General features: G+C 33.9%; 21 protein-coding genes and 1 pseudogene. 11 read left to right on the forward strand and 11 right to left on the reverse strand.

Annotated elements, in window-relative coordinates:
* The first annotated feature begins 165 nt into the window (after window positions 1-165).
* The 4 genes and pseudogenes from D1869_RS04330 to D1869_RS15625 all read left to right on the forward strand — a co-directional run bounded on the left by D1869_RS04330 (window position 166) and on the right by D1869_RS15625 (window position 2359).
* Window positions 166-720: a hypothetical protein gene (locus tag D1869_RS04330; RefSeq protein WP_156014073.1), complete on the forward strand. Its 555-nt coding sequence runs from the start codon at window positions 166-168 to the stop codon at window positions 718-720.
* Window positions 689-901 carry a hypothetical protein gene (locus D1869_RS04335; RefSeq protein WP_184651028.1) on the forward strand — a complete coding sequence of 71 codons (213 nt, stop codon included), beginning with the start codon at window positions 689-691 and terminating at the stop codon, window positions 899-901. The genes D1869_RS04330 and D1869_RS04335 overlap by 32 nt, the downstream gene beginning before the upstream one ends.
* Window positions 902-1004: 103 nt before the next feature.
* Window positions 1005-2211: pseudogene (locus D1869_RS04340) on the forward strand (RNA-guided endonuclease InsQ/TnpB family protein).
* Between the two features lie 25 nt (window positions 2212-2236).
* The gene (locus D1869_RS15625) at window positions 2237-2359 is read left to right on the forward strand and encodes a hypothetical protein (RefSeq protein ID WP_260311158.1); all 123 of its coding nucleotides are present in this window, start codon (window positions 2237-2239) and stop codon (window positions 2357-2359) included.
* A gap of 257 nt (window positions 2360-2616) precedes the next feature.
* Here the strand turns inward: D1869_RS15625 and D1869_RS04345 are convergent, their stop codons facing one another.
* Window positions 2617-4215 (reverse strand): outer membrane protein assembly factor BamB family protein, encoded by a 1599-nt coding sequence (locus D1869_RS04345; RefSeq protein WP_156014074.1) that lies wholly within the window; start codon window positions 4213-4215, stop codon window positions 2617-2619.
* Window positions 4216-4300: 85 nt separating this feature from the next.
* On the opposite strand from D1869_RS04345, the gene D1869_RS04350 reads away from it, so the two are divergent.
* Both D1869_RS04350 and D1869_RS15340 read left to right on the forward strand, forming a co-directional pair.
* Window positions 4301-4498, forward strand: coding sequence for a hypothetical protein (locus D1869_RS04350; RefSeq protein WP_184651029.1), 198 nt, complete (start codon window positions 4301-4303; stop codon window positions 4496-4498).
* A gap of 158 nt (window positions 4499-4656) precedes the next feature.
* On the forward strand, window positions 4657-4812 hold the full coding sequence (locus tag D1869_RS15340; protein ID WP_231113706.1) for a PIN domain-containing protein: 156 nt from the start codon (window positions 4657-4659) through the stop codon (window positions 4810-4812).
* Between the two features lie 25 nt (window positions 4813-4837).
* Here D1869_RS15340 and D1869_RS04360 read toward each other — a convergent pair whose 3' ends face one another.
* The 8 genes from D1869_RS04360 to vapB all read right to left on the reverse strand — a co-directional run bounded on the left by D1869_RS04360 (window position 4838) and on the right by vapB (window position 13911).
* The gene (locus tag D1869_RS04360) at window positions 4838-6082 is read right to left on the reverse strand and encodes an ABC transporter permease (RefSeq protein WP_156014075.1); all 1245 of its coding nucleotides are present in this window, start codon (window positions 6080-6082) and stop codon (window positions 4838-4840) included.
* Complete coding sequence (locus D1869_RS04365) at window positions 6079-8679, reverse strand: COG1361 S-layer family protein (RefSeq protein WP_156014076.1); 2601 nt, start codon at window positions 8677-8679, stop codon at window positions 6079-6081. Before D1869_RS04365 ends, D1869_RS04360 begins: the two co-directional genes overlap by 4 nt.
* The gene (locus tag D1869_RS04370; RefSeq protein WP_156014077.1) at window positions 8676-9374 is read right to left on the reverse strand and encodes an ABC transporter ATP-binding protein; all 699 of its coding nucleotides are present in this window, start codon (window positions 9372-9374) and stop codon (window positions 8676-8678) included. Before D1869_RS04370 ends, D1869_RS04365 begins: the two co-directional genes overlap by 4 nt.
* A 107-nt stretch (window positions 9375-9481) precedes the next feature.
* Complete coding sequence (locus D1869_RS04375; RefSeq protein ID WP_156014078.1) at window positions 9482-10561, reverse strand: MFS transporter; 1080 nt, start codon at window positions 10559-10561, stop codon at window positions 9482-9484.
* Window positions 10562-10601: 40 nt separating this feature from the next.
* Window positions 10602-12485 (reverse strand): protein kinase domain-containing protein, encoded by a 1884-nt coding sequence (locus D1869_RS04380; RefSeq protein WP_184651030.1) that lies wholly within the window; start codon window positions 12483-12485, stop codon window positions 10602-10604.
* An 80-nt stretch (window positions 12486-12565) separates the two neighbouring features.
* Window positions 12566-13177, reverse strand: a complete 612-nt coding sequence (locus D1869_RS04385) for a hypothetical protein (protein ID WP_156014080.1) — start codon at window positions 13175-13177, stop codon at window positions 12566-12568.
* A gap of 124 nt (window positions 13178-13301) precedes the next feature.
* On the reverse strand, window positions 13302-13679 hold the full coding sequence (locus D1869_RS04390; protein ID WP_156014081.1) for a type II toxin-antitoxin system VapC family toxin: 378 nt from the start codon (window positions 13677-13679) through the stop codon (window positions 13302-13304).
* 25 nt (window positions 13680-13704) lie between these two features.
* The gene (vapB, locus tag D1869_RS04395) at window positions 13705-13911 is read right to left on the reverse strand and encodes a type II toxin-antitoxin system VapB family antitoxin (RefSeq protein WP_156014082.1); all 207 of its coding nucleotides are present in this window, start codon (window positions 13909-13911) and stop codon (window positions 13705-13707) included.
* Between the two features lie 494 nt (window positions 13912-14405).
* Here vapB and D1869_RS15105 point away from each other — a divergent pair, with 494 nt between their 5' ends.
* The 3 genes from D1869_RS15105 to D1869_RS15635 are packed head-to-tail and all read left to right on the forward strand — an operon-like array spanning window position 14406 to window position 14973.
* Window positions 14406-14570 carry a hypothetical protein gene (locus D1869_RS15105; protein ID WP_184650960.1) on the forward strand — a complete coding sequence of 55 codons (165 nt, stop codon included), beginning with the start codon at window positions 14406-14408 and terminating at the stop codon, window positions 14568-14570.
* 41 nt (window positions 14571-14611) lie between these two features.
* Window positions 14612-14713 (forward strand): hypothetical protein, encoded by a 102-nt coding sequence (locus D1869_RS15630; RefSeq protein ID WP_260311159.1) that lies wholly within the window; start codon window positions 14612-14614, stop codon window positions 14711-14713.
* Window positions 14714-14748: 35 nt separating this feature from the next.
* On the forward strand, window positions 14749-14973 hold the full coding sequence (locus D1869_RS15635; RefSeq protein ID WP_260311160.1) for a hypothetical protein: 225 nt from the start codon (window positions 14749-14751) through the stop codon (window positions 14971-14973).
* 13 nt (window positions 14974-14986) lie between these two features.
* Here the strand turns inward: D1869_RS15635 and D1869_RS04405 are convergent, their stop codons facing one another.
* Both D1869_RS04405 and D1869_RS04410 read right to left on the reverse strand, forming a co-directional pair.
* Entirely contained in the window at window positions 14987-15319 is a 333-nt protein-coding gene (locus D1869_RS04405) for a nucleotidyltransferase domain-containing protein (RefSeq protein ID WP_156014083.1), read from the reverse strand.
* Entirely contained in the window at window positions 15297-15671 is a 375-nt protein-coding gene (locus D1869_RS04410; protein WP_156014084.1) for a HEPN domain-containing protein, read from the reverse strand. Before D1869_RS04410 ends, D1869_RS04405 begins: the two co-directional genes overlap by 23 nt.
* Before the next feature lie 660 nt (window positions 15672-16331).
* Between D1869_RS04410 and D1869_RS04415 the strand changes: the two genes are divergently transcribed.
* Both D1869_RS04415 and D1869_RS04420 read left to right on the forward strand, forming a co-directional pair.
* Entirely contained in the window at window positions 16332-16769 is a 438-nt protein-coding gene (locus D1869_RS04415) for a nuclear transport factor 2 family protein (protein ID WP_156014085.1), read from the forward strand.
* Window positions 16762-17943, forward strand: a complete 1182-nt coding sequence (locus D1869_RS04420; protein WP_156014086.1) for an MFS transporter — start codon at window positions 16762-16764, stop codon at window positions 17941-17943. The genes D1869_RS04415 and D1869_RS04420 overlap by 8 nt, the downstream gene beginning before the upstream one ends.
* Window positions 17944-18020: the final 77 nt, after the last annotated feature.

The following is an 18020-nucleotide window of genomic DNA, read 5'->3' on the forward strand; positions in this document are numbered from 1 at the left end:
TTATATAGAAATAAGAAACTACTCTATGCTTTTTCTATAAATCCAAATGCTGGTAAGCTGAAATACGTTTTCCTTTAAGATATCGATGAAGAGAGCTAAGGCTTAAACTTCCACCTTACGAACTTTTTCTCTAAGCTTTTAAATTTCTATTTCCTATTTACTAACGTGTATAAACTTATAATAAACGATTGGAGTTTAGCACTCCACGATTTCACTAGTTACCTTTTGGAGGGTTTAGGAGATAATTTGAAAATGGTTATTGGATTAAGTGAAGATGCATCTGTATATGATAGTAATGTTTTGGTTGTAGTTAGAGAAGTGAATGATGAGGTTAGAAGGATTGTAGCTGAAGCTGCAATAAAAACAAATGAAAAACATAAATCCGTCATAAGTTATTATTTAACTGACGAGAAAGACGTCAAGGCAATAGAGGTTTTTAGTAGAGCGAGTATTGAGGAGGTTGATGATTGTGAAAAAGCATTTGAGGATTTTTACAAAGAGATTAGAAATTATGTTAGCGATGTAGTATTTTTGGGGAATAAGTATTTTTATGATAGTAATGTTTTGGTTGTAGTTAGAGAAGTGAATGATGAGGTTAGAAGGATTGTAGCTGAAGCTGCAATAAAAACAAATGAAAAACATAAGTGCATAATAAGCTACTACTTAACGGATAATAAAGGGTTAGTTGATGAGTTTAGGCAAATGGGAAGTACTGTATAAGGAGGCGTTAAAAGATATAGAAGTTGGGAATTATAATAAGGCAGCATCTGCTATATACTTTAGTATAAGAAAAGCAGTTGAAGAGGTCTTAATTAAGATGAAACTTAACATACCTAGAAGGGATGATAAACTTGCTAATGTATTAAAGCATTTAGGGTTTGATGAGGAAGCAGAATTATAGAAATTGGGGTTCAAAGGGGACGGAAAACCTCGCCTCTCTGAGACTGGGATGAATAGTCCCCTTTGTAGAAACTTTTTTTAACTCACTCATAAACATTCTGTTAATGCCTAGCGTAGGGTTCCGCTTCCGTGCATATGCTAACGAGCAAACATTTAGGGCGTTAAAAGCCCAGTTGAAGTTAGCATGTGAGATATATAATACCCTACGCTGGGCAGATATCTATTTCTACCAGAGGGATGGAAAAGGTCTCACACAAACAGAGTTAAGACAGCTCGCTCTGGATCTGAGAAAACAAGATGAGGAGTACCAACAGCTATACTCCCAAGTAGTACAGCAAATCGCCGACCGTTATTACGAGGCTAGGGATAGATTCTTCAAAAGTCTAGCACGTTTCCCTAAGGAGAAGAAACCACATAAGTACTACTCCCTCGTTTACCCGCAAAGTGGATGGAAGATAGTAGGAACAAGAGAAATAAGAACTAAGAGTAGGAGGAACAAGAAGAAGCTGGTACTTTTGAGGTTAGCAAACCTCGGTGTGTTCAAGGTGGTAGTGCATAGGGACTTCCCGCTAGATAAGGTTAAGAGGGTGGTAGTTAAGCTAACACGTTCAGAGCGAGTGTATATCTCCTTCATAGTTGAGTTTCCTCAACTGGAAAAAAACGAACAAAGTAGTAGCCATAGATGTTGGGATTGAGAAACTCCTAACTACGAGTGATGGGTACTATTTCCCCAACTTGAAACCATATGAGAAGGCGTTAGTAAAGTTAAGGAGACTCCACAAGGCTCTTTCAAGGAAGAAGTTTCTTTCAAAGAACTGGTTTAAGGTAAAAGTGAAGTTAGCTAGGGCTTATGAATACTTGAAGAACTTGAGGGAAGATCTTTACATGAAGTTGGGCAAGTGGTTCGCACAACATTATGATGTTGTAGTAATGGAGGACATAGATGTTAAACAGCTTGTTGACAAGTCGGAGAGGAAGTTGAGGATGAGGTTACATGATATAGCATTCCACGAATTTAAGGAGATGATAAGTTATCAACTTGAAAAGTACGGTAAGAAGTTAGTCTTGGTAAACCCAGCGTGTACTTCAAAAACTTGTGCCAAATGTGGGTATGTGAAAAAGGATCTAAGTCTTTCTGATCGTATCTTCATTTGCCCTAAATGTGGTTGGGTTGGGGACCGTGACTATAATGCTTCTTTAAACATTCTAAGGAGATCGGGGTGGGAGCCATCCTTAGTGCCTGTGGAGCTCCGCCCTCTACCCATGGCGAAAAGTTATGGGCAAGGTGGGGCTATGAATCAGGAAGCCTAGCCCTTCAGGGCGAGGTAGCTCACTTATGGAACTATATAATCTAAGAAAAAAGGCTGATTATTCAGATGAGAATATAGATAGGAATGAGATAACAAAAGCTATTGAAAAATATGAAAGAATTTTATCAGCAATTAATAAAGTTAAATAGAGTTTAAACTTCAATTATAAGAAAAACCTACTTAAAATAGTAGATTGTGTCAAAGGAGTATAAGTTCAATGAATTAAAGAAAAACTTTATTAATTTAAACGAAGACAATGAAAAAGATAATTGATATTACTAAAATGTGTTAATTATTTTTATATATTCATTTTAAAAGTTTGCATGTAAGGAATTCCTTAGACTCCAAATTTTTCAATCATCATCTTTAAATGAAATAAAAGATAAAAAAATAATTTTATTTTATATTAATAATTCATCCAATCTGGGAATATTTGGCTTAGTGGTAATGCAATTACCCATCCATAAGAGTTTGCTAGGTACATTGTTCCTCCTGCAATTACTGGATTAACAATACCGAATCTTCCTCCCACATAATACATTGTAATTATTTTACCGCTATGCGGGTTTAAGACGTAAATATACTGTCCGGCAGCAACCCATAATAACCCGTGATAGTATGTTGGACTTCCTCTAGGTCCTCCAGGATATGATGGCGGTATTTGTAAGTCTGGCAATCTAGTTTCCCACAGAATTGAGCCGTTTAATAAATTAACAGCGGCTACTCTACCTAATGAGGGTATTCCTACGTAAACTGTGTCTCCTACAATTAATGGTATTCCTCCTTTAAATGCTGGTGGCGTATATCCTCTACCTAAGTTTGTAGTCCATAGAACTTTGCCGTTTGTAGCGTTTACTGCTAAAAGCATTGTATCTACTGTGCCATTTGGTTCTGCATTAGCTACGGTACTTTGTACAACTATTCCGTATTTCTGAGAAACGGCTGGTGGTACATCGCCCATACCAGTATTATAAGGTTCATTAGGTGCTGGTAATGTAGCATTCCAAACTTCTTCTCCATTATACCCATTTACAGCTATTAATAATCCGTAAGGCTTTGATAACGAGGTAAATCCTCCAATAAATAGTGGTGTACCGTTTGGTAAAACGTAATAGTTTACGCTACTCATACTTGCAAATAATCCAGCAAATCTATCCATCCATATTACTTGCCCGGTTGATGCATTAACTCCTATAAAACAACCAGCACCGGTTGTATAAGCTAGAATTCCGTTATATACTGCTGGTGCAGGCATTGCTTCTCCCATAGTAAATCTCATCCATATTAATCTACCGTCAGTTGCATTAAATGCGTAAATTGCACCATAACCCATTCCTCTTACAATCTGGTCATATTGACCTTTCTCATAATGTACAAAATTGGCGAAATTAAATCCAACATCACCCACAGTAACGAAAACTATTCCGTTCCATACGATTGGGTTATTCATCGCATAACTTGCTAGTCCAGTTGCATACCAAACAATTTGCCCAGTAACTGGATTTATTGCGAATATACTCCCTGGTAAACTGTCCATCTCTACAAATAGTAAATTATCTGCTAAAGTCACTCCTAATGGTTGTCCTACCATTTGAGTTAGCATAACTAAGGCTTTCTTTACACCCATTACATTAGCCCCGGGTAATTGGGTTGGTGGAGTTGTTAGTGGGATTGAGACACCTCCAGCTATCTGTGCCGCTGGAAGATCCCAGTTTACACCTTGTAGTATTGCTTTGCAAGATGTTTGGACTACTGCATTATGATCTTGTTGTGAGTTAGTTACTGGCCATACAGTTGGCATACTCATATTAATATTACTCATGTTTCCAGGATAGTAAACTACTTTTACTGTATATGGGAAATATGTACCGTTATATTCAGTGTATATGAAAACCTGGGATGAAGGTGTTGCATCAAAAAACTGACTTTTACTAACTAATATTACACTTGCCGTTACGATTAATACTAATGAGAGAAGTCCTAATATTATTTTACTTCTTTTCATCGTATATAACAAAAGATAAGAAAAGATTAATACTTAACTAGTTTATAAGGAAATTATTAAATTATGATTAAATTTGCTTAATAAAATGAATAAGATCTCTTCATTGGATTTATACTTTCTGAGGCTGTTAGTTTATGTGGAAAATAACAGTATAATTATAGAAAAGAAAAGTGGAAATATTGCATCATTAAATCTTAGGTTAGGTAGGAAGTTTATTGATGAGGATATTAACAAAATTATAGCAGAGGCTGGAGAGGAAACTGGAAGAAATAGTAGTAGTTAATACTAATTTTGTGATTGTGGTAACTTTTGATGATCATATTTTTCATAAATTAGCAATAAAAGATTGATTTTGGAAAAATATGCAAAACTTACTTACTCACAATCACAATCTCTGAACTTGCATACTTTCTAAAAACGATTTAGTTTATTGATAACGTTTTGTCTGATCCAAAGATAGAAGTAGTTGAAAATAACTTGGAGGGCGTATATTTTGCAATAAGAAACTCATCTAAATCGTATGATGATTTCAATGACTATATGATAATTTCTCTAGCTAAAAAAAGCTTAAAATACTTACTTATGATTAGAAAATGAAGGAAGAAAGTACTACATTAAATGGTTAGTCTCTTCTAATAGCGTCAATTACTGTGAGTTTTGATGCTTTCCAAGCTGGATATATTCCGGCAATTAAGCTTACTATTATAGCTACAGCTAAAGCTATTGCAATAGCTTCAACAGATATTATAGGCTTAAAGGTAAATGCTGATATAGAACTAGCACCTCTACCAAACCCTCTTCCGAATCCTCCTCTAACTCCACTACTATTCGGAATAGACGTGCTACTATTTGCAAAAGACGATATAATGTCGAAGAATGATGTTCCAATTAAACCTACTAAAATCCCTGCAATTCCACCTAATAACCCAATTATTCCAGACTCCGTAAGGAAAACTAGCAGTACGTCCCTAGTAGTTAAGCCTAGTGTTTTCATTATTCCTATTTCTCTAATTCTTTGATAAACTCTACTTAACATTATACCCATTATTCCTATTGCTCCTACAAATAGAGATATTGAGGCTACTGAAATAAGTAAGAAGCTAAATCCACCAGTTATCGTTGATACAGTGTTGATAAGTTGCTGAACTGTAATTACACTAAGCTCATTACCATAAATATCTTGAATTAAAGTAGCCACGGTATTTACATCATTAACACTATCAGCCTCTATGATTATCTCACTATATGTTGTTCTATTTAAGATAGCCATTGCCTCACTTAGCGGTAAGAATATTGATGTTTCAGAGTTTGACAACGGATTTGCACCAGAAGGAGATAAAACACCTACTACTTCTATAGGTACTGTCTCATCTTTTCCAATTTGTACCGTTATAGTATCGCCTGGAGTTATAAACACTCCGGGCAAAGGATTAGCGACTTGGGAGCCAATAACTGCTTCTGGTGTTGTAACTGGCGGATATATAGTGCCAGATGTTAATAATACTTGACCTAATAACGCTGAAAGGTTATTAATTCCTATAATTGTAACTCCCATACTTTGTCCTTCAATATTTATTGTACCGAATCCGCTAACAACTGGGTAAATTGCTTCTATATCTGGTAAACCTTCAAGGCTAACTACTGTAGCTTGTGTTAACACTGCACCTCTAGCCGGTAAAACTAAGATAGTTTTAGGACCTAGGGATTCGACTATTGAGAGAATTGACTGGCTAACTCCTTGAGTAAAGGCTACTAAGATAGTAACGCTAGCAACTCCTATTAAGACTGCAATTACAGCTAAAATAGCTATAGCTTTTCTTGATATTAAACCTTTATACGCTAACCAAATTATATCATTGACTTTCATTCTTTTCTCCTCCTCCTTAGCAATAATACTACGATGACTATCACTATAACTACTACTATAAGTATTCCTATAAATGTAAAGAACTTACCATGAGTATTTGTACTATGAAAAGTAAAAGTTTCTGACGAATTTGTAACGTGAATTGTAATGTTTGAATATGTGTGAATCACTTGACCAATATCATTAGTGTAAACGAATTCAATTGGTACCAGAAATACTCTTCCAGTAAAGTTAGCAAAGTTTCTAGTAAAGCTAAATGGGTCTGAAAAACCATTAAATGCTGTTCTGTTAAATGCAGTAACATTAAGTATTCTAAATGCAAAGGTAAATGTTGATGATGTATCTGGCCCTAAATTACCTACATAATAAGTATTTTGTCCTACGACTTCTAATCCTCTTGTTGGCTCTGCAATAACAATTAAACCGTTAGCGCTGCCAGTTCCAAAGTTATAAATTGTTCCAGTTACTGATACAATTGTACCTAAATTAAGTGTCGTTACACTAGTTACTACAAGATCTATTGATCCTGCTGCAAGTGAGTTTATTAGTTCTTCAGATTCTTTTTGCTGTCCAGATATATAATAAGACATACTCGAGCTTATGCTTACAATTCCTGTAGTTCCTACATATACTTGTATTGGAATAGAAAGTGTTTCTAATGGTTTTAATTCTGGAATTGTTATAATAGTATTGTTTACATAAATTTCTCCTTGAGGTGAAAGGGAAATGGTAATGTTATAAATAGGTTCGTTAAGTGTGTTCGTTATAAGTAATTTAGCGTTTTGCAATATATCAGATGTTAGAACGGTATAGTTTAATCTAAGCAAAATTGGAACTGATGGAGCATTAAGTTGACTGAAATAAATTGGTATGTTCAATTCTTCTGAATTTTGAACAAGCGAATCAAAGTATGACACACTTACTGTTAATGTATATGTACCGGGGGAAGATGAGAAGAGCTCTATTGGAACTGTGTAATTTCTGTGTGGACTAATTGTATGGATTTCAAATACTGTATTATTTAAGTATATACCTTGAGAAGATAAGGATATACTCACATTATATAAGGTTGTATTTAATGTGTTTTGTAGAATTAATTGTGCGCTTTGGAATTCTCCCGGTGATAAAATTGGTGGGTTTAAAGATATTAAGATTGGTACGTAATTCTTACTTGCTACGTAAAATCCTAATTCTTGAGAGTATTGTGACTCTTCATATACACTATTCAAGTAGTTTAATGAAATTGTTATAGAGAGTGAATTCCCTTGAAGTGTCTCTGGTACAAATAATTCAATTGGTATCGCTACACTTTGCCCGGCTTTTATTTCTGGAATTTGAGTTTTGTAACTTAGGACTGATGCTTGAGGAGAAGAAACTGATAAAGTTACGTTATAAATATTTCCACTACCTTGATTAGTGAGTAAGATAGTAACGTTATTTATGCTGTTAGAGTATAAGATAGAGGTTAGAGGTGTAATTTGAATTTCATTATTTCCCATGGCAATTAATGTAAATGAAGTATATTGTACTACACTAACAGTTTCTCCTTCTCCTTCAACAGCGTTCCAGATGATTTTAATGGGAAAAGTATACGATGTTAAATTAATGTTTTTAGTATTCACAGAGAAGGTTAGAGGTATAATTTCATTTGGTTGAACGCTTCCTCCATTAATAATTATCTCATCTCCTCCACTTTCATTAGTAAAACCTTGTGGTAAGGTTATAATTATTGAGTAACTGTTTATCTCAACAGGCCCGATATACTCTAGCTGAAGGTTTATTGGTACATTATCTTGATAGGAACCTATATTATCTATTACGCTTGGATTTAACAGTTTACCTTCAACGGTTTGATTACTGTTAATTGAAACACTTACATTTAAGGATTTGTATAGAGTTCCGAATACTAACGCAGTTAGCTTTAACTGATATGTTCCTACTGTCGCGTTACTATAAACATTAGCTAATACCTGAACTGTGGTTGGTGTGGTTGTGGAAATCTCAGGAACTTTAACCTCCTTAGTCACAAATTGTATAGGGTAAGAAGAGTTTAAGAATAAAGTCACATCAGTTGCCGATACACTACCAGTATCATAAATTGTTATGTCAATTGGTACATCTCGTTCTCCAGGGAATAAAATACCGGATGTTTGGGCTGTAGCATATAGGTTCACATATCCTAAAACGGGTAGTTGGGCTGAAACTACGCAATCTGGAAATACAATGCTTGAGTTATATATTGAAATGTAGAAATTATATACTCCCAGAGGTATTGAGGGAGATATATTGACCAGAAATACTAAGCTTAACTGTTGTCCGGGTTCAATTTTGCTAATTTCATAAGTTGTATTTGAAGTAAATGGTGATATGGCTGGAAAATTATAAGGTTTAATTATAACATTATATAAGGTAAACTCTCCATTATACGTTAACGTGACTTGTGCAGGTACTAAAGTTTCTCCCGGTGCTATGTTATATGGAGGTGTAACTTCCCATTGGGCCGTAACAGAGAAGTTAGCTGAAGTAGTGGGTAAAGCTAAAGAAAGTAATGGTGAGATTAACAAGAATAAAATTAAAAGTAACCCTAATCTATTCATTTTTGAATCACCTCTTTTTCGATAAGCCCGTCTCTTATGTATACGATTCTATCTACGTACTTCATCATCATAGGATCATGAGTTGCCATTACTATTGTAACACCTTTCTCCTCATTTAGTTTTCTGAGCAATTCAACAATTGCCTCTCCAGTTTTAGAATCGAGGTTCGCTGTAGGCTCATCCGCTATTAATATTTTGGGATCATTAGCTAAAGCTCTAGCTATAGCCACTCTTTGTTGTTGCCCAGCTGAAAGTTCATTTGGTTTTTTATTTTTAAGTTCAAGCATTCCCGGTATCATGGATAATATTTCCTCAGCCTTTGCTTTTCTTTTACTAACTGGATATCCAGCGGCAGCTAGTGCTAGTTCAACGTTTTCTAAAACGGTTAAGTATGAGATTAAATTGTAAGACTGAAAAACAAAACCAATATTTTTCCTTCTGAAGATAGCTCTTTTATCCTCGTCGAATTTAGTGACATCTTTTTTATCTATTATGATCTTTCCTTCTGTAGGCGAATCTAATAATCCTATCATATCTAGTAGTGTTGTTTTACCGGATCCAGAAGGTCCGGCTATACCCAAAAATTCTCCATTATAAATCTTTAGATTAATACCACGTAAGGCTGGAAACTCTACGTTTTTTATTTTATAAATTTTCTTTAGGTTCTCAATTATTATTAATTCATCTTTACTCATATCTATCTAATAGATATATCTTTTCTTTATAAACTTATTGATAATAGTTTCGATATCTATATATTATGATATCAGTTTCGATAACAGATATAGTTTAGAAAAATTTATTATATTTTTACATCCTTGAAAAAATAATAAAATAACAAAGTTGCTATTAAATAAAGAGTTCCAGTTATAAAGAAAGGTACGGAGAGGTTGCCTAATTCAAATAAGTAACCAGTAAAACTAGGTCCTACTGAACGAGGAATAGCATCTAATAGTTGTAACATACTATTAACCCTACCTCTTTCTTCTTCTCTAACAGCTTTCATGACGAAGGCACTCATTAATGGTGAACTTAAATTCATCATTGTGTTTCTTAATACGTAGAGTGATCCAGCAATTAGAATGTCTGAAGAGAAAGGTATCAGAAATAAAATGAATATGGCTATTAAGTGAGTGATGAAAATTGCCCTTATTCTCCCCATCAGTCTACCTAGATATGGGGAGAAAAGAAGACCTATTGCTAATGAGAATTCTGAGAGAGCATATATTGGAGAAAGAGAAGATGCTGAAACCCCAAACTTTAAATTAAACCATAAGGACATCATAGGTAATAGAATTCCTGCCCCTAACCCTATTATCGCTTCAGTTGATAGTTTTCCAAGAAATTTAAATGAAGAAATCTTTAATGAAATAATTCTGGTCCCTTTGTAATTTTCTCTCACTGGGATTAACATAAGTGTTGTTGTTACCATAATTATAAAGTCAGAAATAATTATTTCCCTATAATTTAAAACAACGGGAAGCAATGATCCAATAATAGAAAAAAGAGTATTAAGAGATGTTCTATATGCCATATCTTTATCGAGGTCTTTTGATTTTTCAGCAATTATTGAAGCAATTAATCCATAACCTTGATTTGTAAAGAGATACGCAAAAGGAGTAAAGAGGAGAAGAAAGTAAGAGAGTGTGCTTAACCCCCTAGAAACAAAGAAGAACTTTTTCCTTCCGTATGCATCACCGAGAACTCCCCATAATAAGGATAAAAAGGTGCTAATAATAATTGAGCCACTTAATATTTCACCAATTAATAATGGTGATAAGCCGAGGGATTTGAAGTACAATGCAATTATTATTGTATTCGCTCCCCATATAACACCATTAAGTGAGGAAGATAAAATTAATAAAAAATTCTCTTTATCCATGTTCTCCTTTCTAATTAGAGCCTTAAAAGTTCAATGTATACTAGGTGAGTTTTTTAATTACTTCCTCCATACTATTTATTTTTCCTTTTATGCAACCTTTAACGATCTCTTCTAAGGGTGATGGTACATCAGAAGGCAAATCTATGTTCCAATTCTCTAAAACTTTCTTTGCCTCATCAATTTTTAACAGTGAGTCCTTTAACCTATTATTATTATATAACTCAATTGCCTCATCAATTAGTTTTGCTGTAGGACTTACTTTACCTCCTGTAAGTAAATGATATGCAAGTATTCCAAAGGAGAAAATATCCATATCAGTTGTTGCCCCTAAACCTAAAATTGCATTTTCTATCTGTTTAGGTGAACTATATTCTGGGGTAATTTGCATAATTTTTCCACCAATTTTTGTTGTTGAACCCAAATCACCCAATTTTACTATTTGTGGTTTCATTGAAAGGAAAGATAGAATATCAGAAATATTGTTAGGTAATTTTTCAGAAAAGAATATGTTCTGTGGTTTTATATCTAGGTGTACATATCCAGATTTATGGATATGAGATAATGCTAAGGAAACTCTAAGAAGGATAATTCTAACTAAATCATACCACTTTTTATCAGTGTAATAAAACTTCAAAAGATCTTTAACCGTACCACCTTCCATAAATTCCATAACAATAGAAGGTGGATATCGTAAATACGTTTCACCGTCTCCACGCATTATGCTTCCTATTTGATTAATATCTATAAAAATACCGAATAATTTAACTAAACCCTCATGGTTACTAAGTTCAATAAGGCTGTTTGACTCTTTAAATAAATCGATGAAGTCCCTAAGGGCTACCGTTTGGGATTTTGCTGGCTGTACTTTTAGAACTTTTATTGCATAAAACTTGTTATCTTTTTCTCCCTTTAAAACGTAGCTACCGCCTCCTTCACCTATAATTTCTGAAATTTTATAACCGTATACGTTCTCTCCAATCCAATTCATAGGATCCCAGTTGTAAACGTCAAATTGACTTTTTTTCCTCATTAATCTAGGTTCAAATTCTATTTCCACTCTTTGTCCTCTACTTGCCATCCCAGATTTAACCTTTGGTTCAAACAGTAGATCACCAATGACTATATCTTCTGCAATCCAATTTACACTAACTGTTGAGGGGAAAATTGTTACCTCTTTTCCAGAGTATTTCTTACCGTCTACTCTCAGTACAATATCAGTTGGTATGTTTCTTCCAACAAAAGTAATTATGCATTCCGGGTATTTAATAGGGTCTATAGACGTTACCTTAGAAAATTTTATGTTTATTATATCACCACCTACAGACTCACCTACATATCTATCTGGGACGTAGTATTGGTTTCCAACCTTTATTGGGCAAATTATCCATGTTCCCTTATCTGCAATAATCTCTGTATACTCCCCGCTTACAGGATATGTGCCGTTATTAAATGTCAGATACCAAGTAGTACCGCTGGGAAGTCCTTGGACTTTAAATGTGATAACATTATAATCTAAACCTTTCAAGGCTCTTATACATAGAAAACCAATATAAGCTGAAGTTGTTGCTAAAGGAATTAAAAGGAATGAATTTAATGGCACTCTAACTATTTCGTAACCTAAGAAGGTTAACAGAAATACAAGATCAGTAATTGAAACTATAAGAGTACCTACGAAGAAATTAAACAACACTACGAATGATAGCAGTAACACCACTGGGTACTCTATCGCTGGAAACTCTAAAATGCTAGATAGAAAGGCTAATACAAGGGCAATTTTAAGATATTTTCTATTAGTAGAGGAAAGAATTGAGAAAGGGATTGAGATTAATCCGAGCAATTCTTTATGGAAACCTATGCTAAAGATGAGAATGAGAAAGAGGTTCGCTATTGAAGAATAAAAAAGCTTCTTGTTAATTATTTTCATTTGCATCACACATCAGTGCCGGTGGTCGTCAATCACCGTTCAGCATCCCAGCGCCTAAGTGTAAATTGTATTAATAATATTTAAATGTAGAGGAACCAACCAGCGTTTAAATCAAATAAAACCCCATAATCCTTTTTTATTTCTTCTTCAACTCTTTTTATATTTTCTTTATTTCCGTCGATACTCAATCCTACGAGAATTCCATTTTCTCTAACTGGATGAAATGTACAGCCATTTTCTTCTAGTTTAGCTAGATAAACTGCTAAAACCCATGTTTGCAAATGTATAAAATCATTTCTTTTAAGTCTTAGATAATGTGTTTGGTTTAACAATTTTAATGTCTTTACGTTAATATCATATATTCTATTCTCATAATCATAATACTCGTCAAATGGGAACCTACTGATCATCTTCTTTACATATTCCCAATCCTTTTCTTCTTTCATATACGTTTCTCTTTTTTCCAAACCAATACCATATAAAAGCAGAGCTAAAGAGATTGTGGGAGCCAAAGAACCATAATTCCTTTTATATTTATTAACAAGCATGTATATCACCTCTTTATCAAAAGAAAAATAATCGGTAATTCTAATCCAATCACCGTCAATATTATCAATCTTCCTCTCTTCTATCAGCTTTCTAATTTCAAGGTTTTCAACGTCTCTTTTTAGCAAACTTTTATTAATTTGCATATTCATATTATTGTATTCATAATATATATTCATTACTAATCTTGTCTACATTTGCTTTCCTAGGAGAAAGTAAAAAAGGAAGAAAGAAGAAATTTAATTAAATCCTTTTAAAAATAGAAAATTATTAGTACTCATGATTCATTAATAGATCCTTGTTATATGTTATTCCGAGTTTAGTTGCAACTTTTATTTGATTTCTTGAAAACGTTAATAGCTCTGCATTATGAGACAAAGCTAAGGCTAAAAATAATCCATCGTAAAGCGATATGTTATACTCATTAGAAATTTCGAAACCTTCTTTTAAGTAGTTATACGAACTATAAACTTTCATAGATTTCATAAGTTCGTTTACTGCGTCATATAATATCTTACTTTTCTCCTTATCTATTATTTTCTTCTTTTTAGCTGATGATATCACGTTTAGGACCTCATAGTAAGAAATATCTAAAGTAATTCCGTTAGGAATATATTCAATTATTTTATCCCAATTTTCACCTTTCATTACAACTACAGATATTACACTTGTATCAATTACCTTCTCTATGTTTCCTCACCTCTTTTATAGCAAAACCGTTAGTTGAAAGATCTATGGAACTTAGTAACTCTTTTGCCTTTTTAGCGTGATTTTCTCTTTCTAATTCTTCAACCTTCTTTTCTATGAAATCTTTGATTAACTGGTCCCAATCAACCTCGTATTTTTCCATCTTCTCCTTAAGCTCTTTAGGTAACCTCACATGCTATTTTCTCTGCTATTTATTATTAGTTTTAAGTAGAATAAAGATAGTATTAGCATATCTTAAAATATTAGCTTAATACTCCTTCACGGAGGATCTCAATAATTGAAAAAGTAATAGGTTAATACACATTAACTGAATGCAGTTGATTTACCTTATTTAAAGAGAGAATAAATGAACTAAAACTTTAAGTTCACGTAGAGCACAAAGTTAAAACTAATTTTTTAAAGAGGTAAAAGAAATCTAAATATTCAAAAAGAAAGAATCAGCTTAAATATGAATAACTTAAATATGAATAAAAGGATAACATACTTTATGAGGAGAGGGTATAGTACCTCAGGTTAAGAATCTTCAGAGTTATATTAATTTTAAGCTTGAATAGGCAATTGTTGAACTTAATCTGGCAATAGAGTTACTCAAAAAGGGGCTGAATCCTTTTTCACGTTAATAAAAATCTTTTTATATTTGATAATGTTAAAATTTTTCCGATAAAGATGATCTCTCACACCGATGTGGGCTATGCCCAAAAGGGTGAGAGGGATTACAGAGATGTGAGCCCCGTGCCGTTGGGCTCAAAGGAGTCCCATGACCCACAGTGGTTGAGGGCTAAGTCCCTACACTCTCTCATTGAACATAAAATGAGTGAAATGAAAGTGTAGGGACAAACGGGTACAGTAGGAATGCATCTCAAAAGGCATTTATGGCGTGGAAAGCAATAGTTAGCGTTTTAGTTTCGATAAATTTAGATAAAATGCCTAAGGATGAAAGGGAGAGGGAGTGGTATTATAAAGCCGGTTTTTAGCCCCTACTACTGGACTTAATGGAATAGCTAGAAGATTGGAGGAACTAGGTTATGCAGATATTATAGGAATAAATTCTCTAGCACTAAAGCTTCATGTATATGCATATAACGGAATATACAAAGGGGCTAGCGATTATGCAGATAGGAAAGATGCAATAGAGGACTTAAAAATCTTAATAAGAAAAATGATTAAAATGTTGGCAAGCCTAGGGAAAGATAAAGAAGCTAAAGATATTTTAGATAGGTTGAATGAGGTATAACATCGTCTCGAGGTTAAAACTCCTCATAAACGTCTATAAACCTCTTATACCACTCATTATAAATTTTTGGAGTAACTATGTGAAGCTCCAAAGGGTCACTAAACCCTAATCTATTATGGATTTTCACAGCTATTTCGGCCCTCTTCCATACGTCATCGGCAAGTTCAGTAATTATTAGAACATCTATATCACTATCTACTCTGTACTTGCCTCTTGCTACAGACCCAAAAAGAATAACTCTACAATTCTTATCTATCTCCTCGACACATATTCGCTTTATTTCTTTAACATACTCTCTAGCATGAGCTAATATCTCCTTTCTTCTACTCCACCACTCCGAGCTCATTTAAGATCACTTTGGTTATATTAAATGCTCTTTCAACTACTAGTCGATCTACATAAAAAGGAAAGTACCGAGATGTTATATACGACTCTCTAATTACCTCTAACGTACTCGCCTCATCATTGCGTATTTTCTTCAATTTCTCATTTCTCGTTAATTCTATAACTTCATCGAGTAAGGTAATAATATCGTGAGTTTTCTCGAAACTCCCTTTAAGTTGAAATAAAATATACTTAAGTGCCAATTGGAGTGATTGTTCTAGGTGAAACATTGCCAAATTATATTTTCCGTTTCTAATATCGTACTCTGCTTCAGCGAAAAAGTCCAATGCATTTCTTTTCAGGTGTTCAGCCACGGTAGTATATAAGACTAGTACATAAAAAGAGTTTTTAGTGGATAAAAGAAAAATAACTAGTTATATGAAGAAGAACACAGATGGTTTAGGGCTGATAATACGAATTTAGTTTCAATCTTAATCCGATATAATAAATTGATAAATGATAAGATGAGATAAAAATCTTTAAAATATATATGACAGCTAATGAAAAAACAAAAATGACTATTTGAATCTGAGTAGTCCAGTTATTCATAAAGAAAATTGATAATGAAAAATAAATATAAGGCTAGGGCCTTTGTAAATCATAATTAAAATAGAAAAATATTAGCTAAACTATCATATCATCATTCTTACAGAAAAGGGGGGTTAAGGGGACTATCCATAACCGCTCGCGAGGCTTTCTATCCCCATTTTCGTAATAATAATGCGAATATTCATGCCTAGATAATGATATTGATGAATGGTTTCTCGATAAAATAACTTAGTTTGCTTATTAATTATAAAGATTTCTCTTCATTTTATAATATAAATTTTTATTAAAAAATTAATTTTTACTTTTATGAAGTCTTATCTATTTAATAGGTCTTAGTAAGGTATATAATATGATTATTATAAGTTTAAATTAAACTGTAATATTTATATAAAATAGTTTTTAAAAAAAAAAGAGTAGTGTATCTTATGAACTCTGAAAGAACTGAGAAATTCGATTGTGAAAAATTTATTGAGAAATTTATGAAAGTGTGGAATGATTATAATATTGATAATATATTAGCACTTTATTCAGATGATGCTATTTATATTCATCCCGGAGAGGAACCGAAGATAATTAAGGGAAAAGATAATTTCAGAAAATATTTAGAAAAATTATTTGCTACATATCCTTATCATAAACTGTTTCTGGTATCATTTGCATGCAACAATAAGATTATAATGATAGAGTGGAAAGTTACTTCAATCTTTTCCGGCTCTAGATACAATATAACGAACAATGGTACTAAGGTCGATTCTGAAGGAGTCGATGTATTAGAACTTGGAGAAGATAATTTAATAAGAATGACGAGAACCTACTACGATATCTGTTCAATAAAAGAACAGCTTATTAAAAGAGGTGGATAACACGAAGAAAGAAGTAATGATAACATCAGTTATAGGTTCAGCTGCGTCCTTAGAAGGTGCTATGATAACAGCAGCTATCCCGTACATTTCCTCTCAACTGAGCGTAAGTTATCTTGACTCTTCGCTATTTCTTACGCTTTTCGCCGTTATTTCTTCCCTCCTTTTCGTCCCGTTCTACCTTGTTGGGGAAAAGAGGGGAATTAAGAAATTACTTTTTTTAGGTGCACTCATCTTTTCCCTATCCGGTATAGCAATCCTCGTAACGAACTCCTTCCCCATAGCCCTTGTTCTACGGTCTTTACAAGGTCTCGGTGCGTCCATGATGTACCCAGCACAACTTGCATATGCTTCCTCCTACAAAGGAAGTGAAGGTAGGAACATAGGTTTCAACTACTCCATGTTAGCCTTAGCTTACATTATCGGAGTCCCATTAGGCTATGCTCTCGGCAAGATCGACTGGAAGTACTTGTTCCTCCTGCCGTCTTTAATGGTGTTTACATCACTCTTTTTAACGTCACATCTGTCAGACCTCAAAGGGAATTTCGGAAACCCAAGGTCAGCAGTAGGGCCTATGCTACTATTCAATGGAGTCTTAATATCAGTCTATTCTTTTTACATAGGAGTAGTAACAGCTTTAGCAGGTCTGTATTCACTAAGTAAATGGAGCTTAGAGAAGAGGTTTCTTAAACCATTAGTTGCAGGTTTCTTGCACTCCCTCTCTAGATATGCAGTTGTGGAATTTCTAGTCTTAAGCTACACTCAACTTTTCCACGTAGAATCTCTTCTCGCTATAATACTAGTGCTACTCTTCCCATTACCAATGGCGCTTATATCGGCACCGCTGGGAAAAGTAATTGGAGAAAGAAGTAGGACTATTGCAATATTGGGTTTCTCCATAATGTTACTAAGTTGGTTATTGCTCTTTAACAAAGTGATTGGAACGGTAATATTAGGTATAGGGACTGGAATAGCTACAGTGTCTAACACTGTCTACACTATGCAAAACTTAGGTCTAAAAGATAGGGTGGTAGGGTCTGCGATTAAGTCTCTCGAAGGTGTTGTGGGGATTTCAGTGGGACCTACAATTGCGATAACGCTATTTAACTTTAAAATAGGTGTTGAGCTGGCTGTATTCATTCTTAACGCAGTTGCCATACTGTTATTGCTAGTGTAAGATCCTTAGATCTGGGTGTTTGATACCAAGCTAACAATTACCTTTTCAGAACCATTATGAGCCCTGCATAAGTACGT

Source organism: Sulfurisphaera ohwakuensis (assembly GCF_009729055.1).
GTDB lineage: Archaea > Thermoproteota > Thermoprotei_A > Sulfolobales > Sulfolobaceae > Sulfurisphaera > Sulfurisphaera ohwakuensis.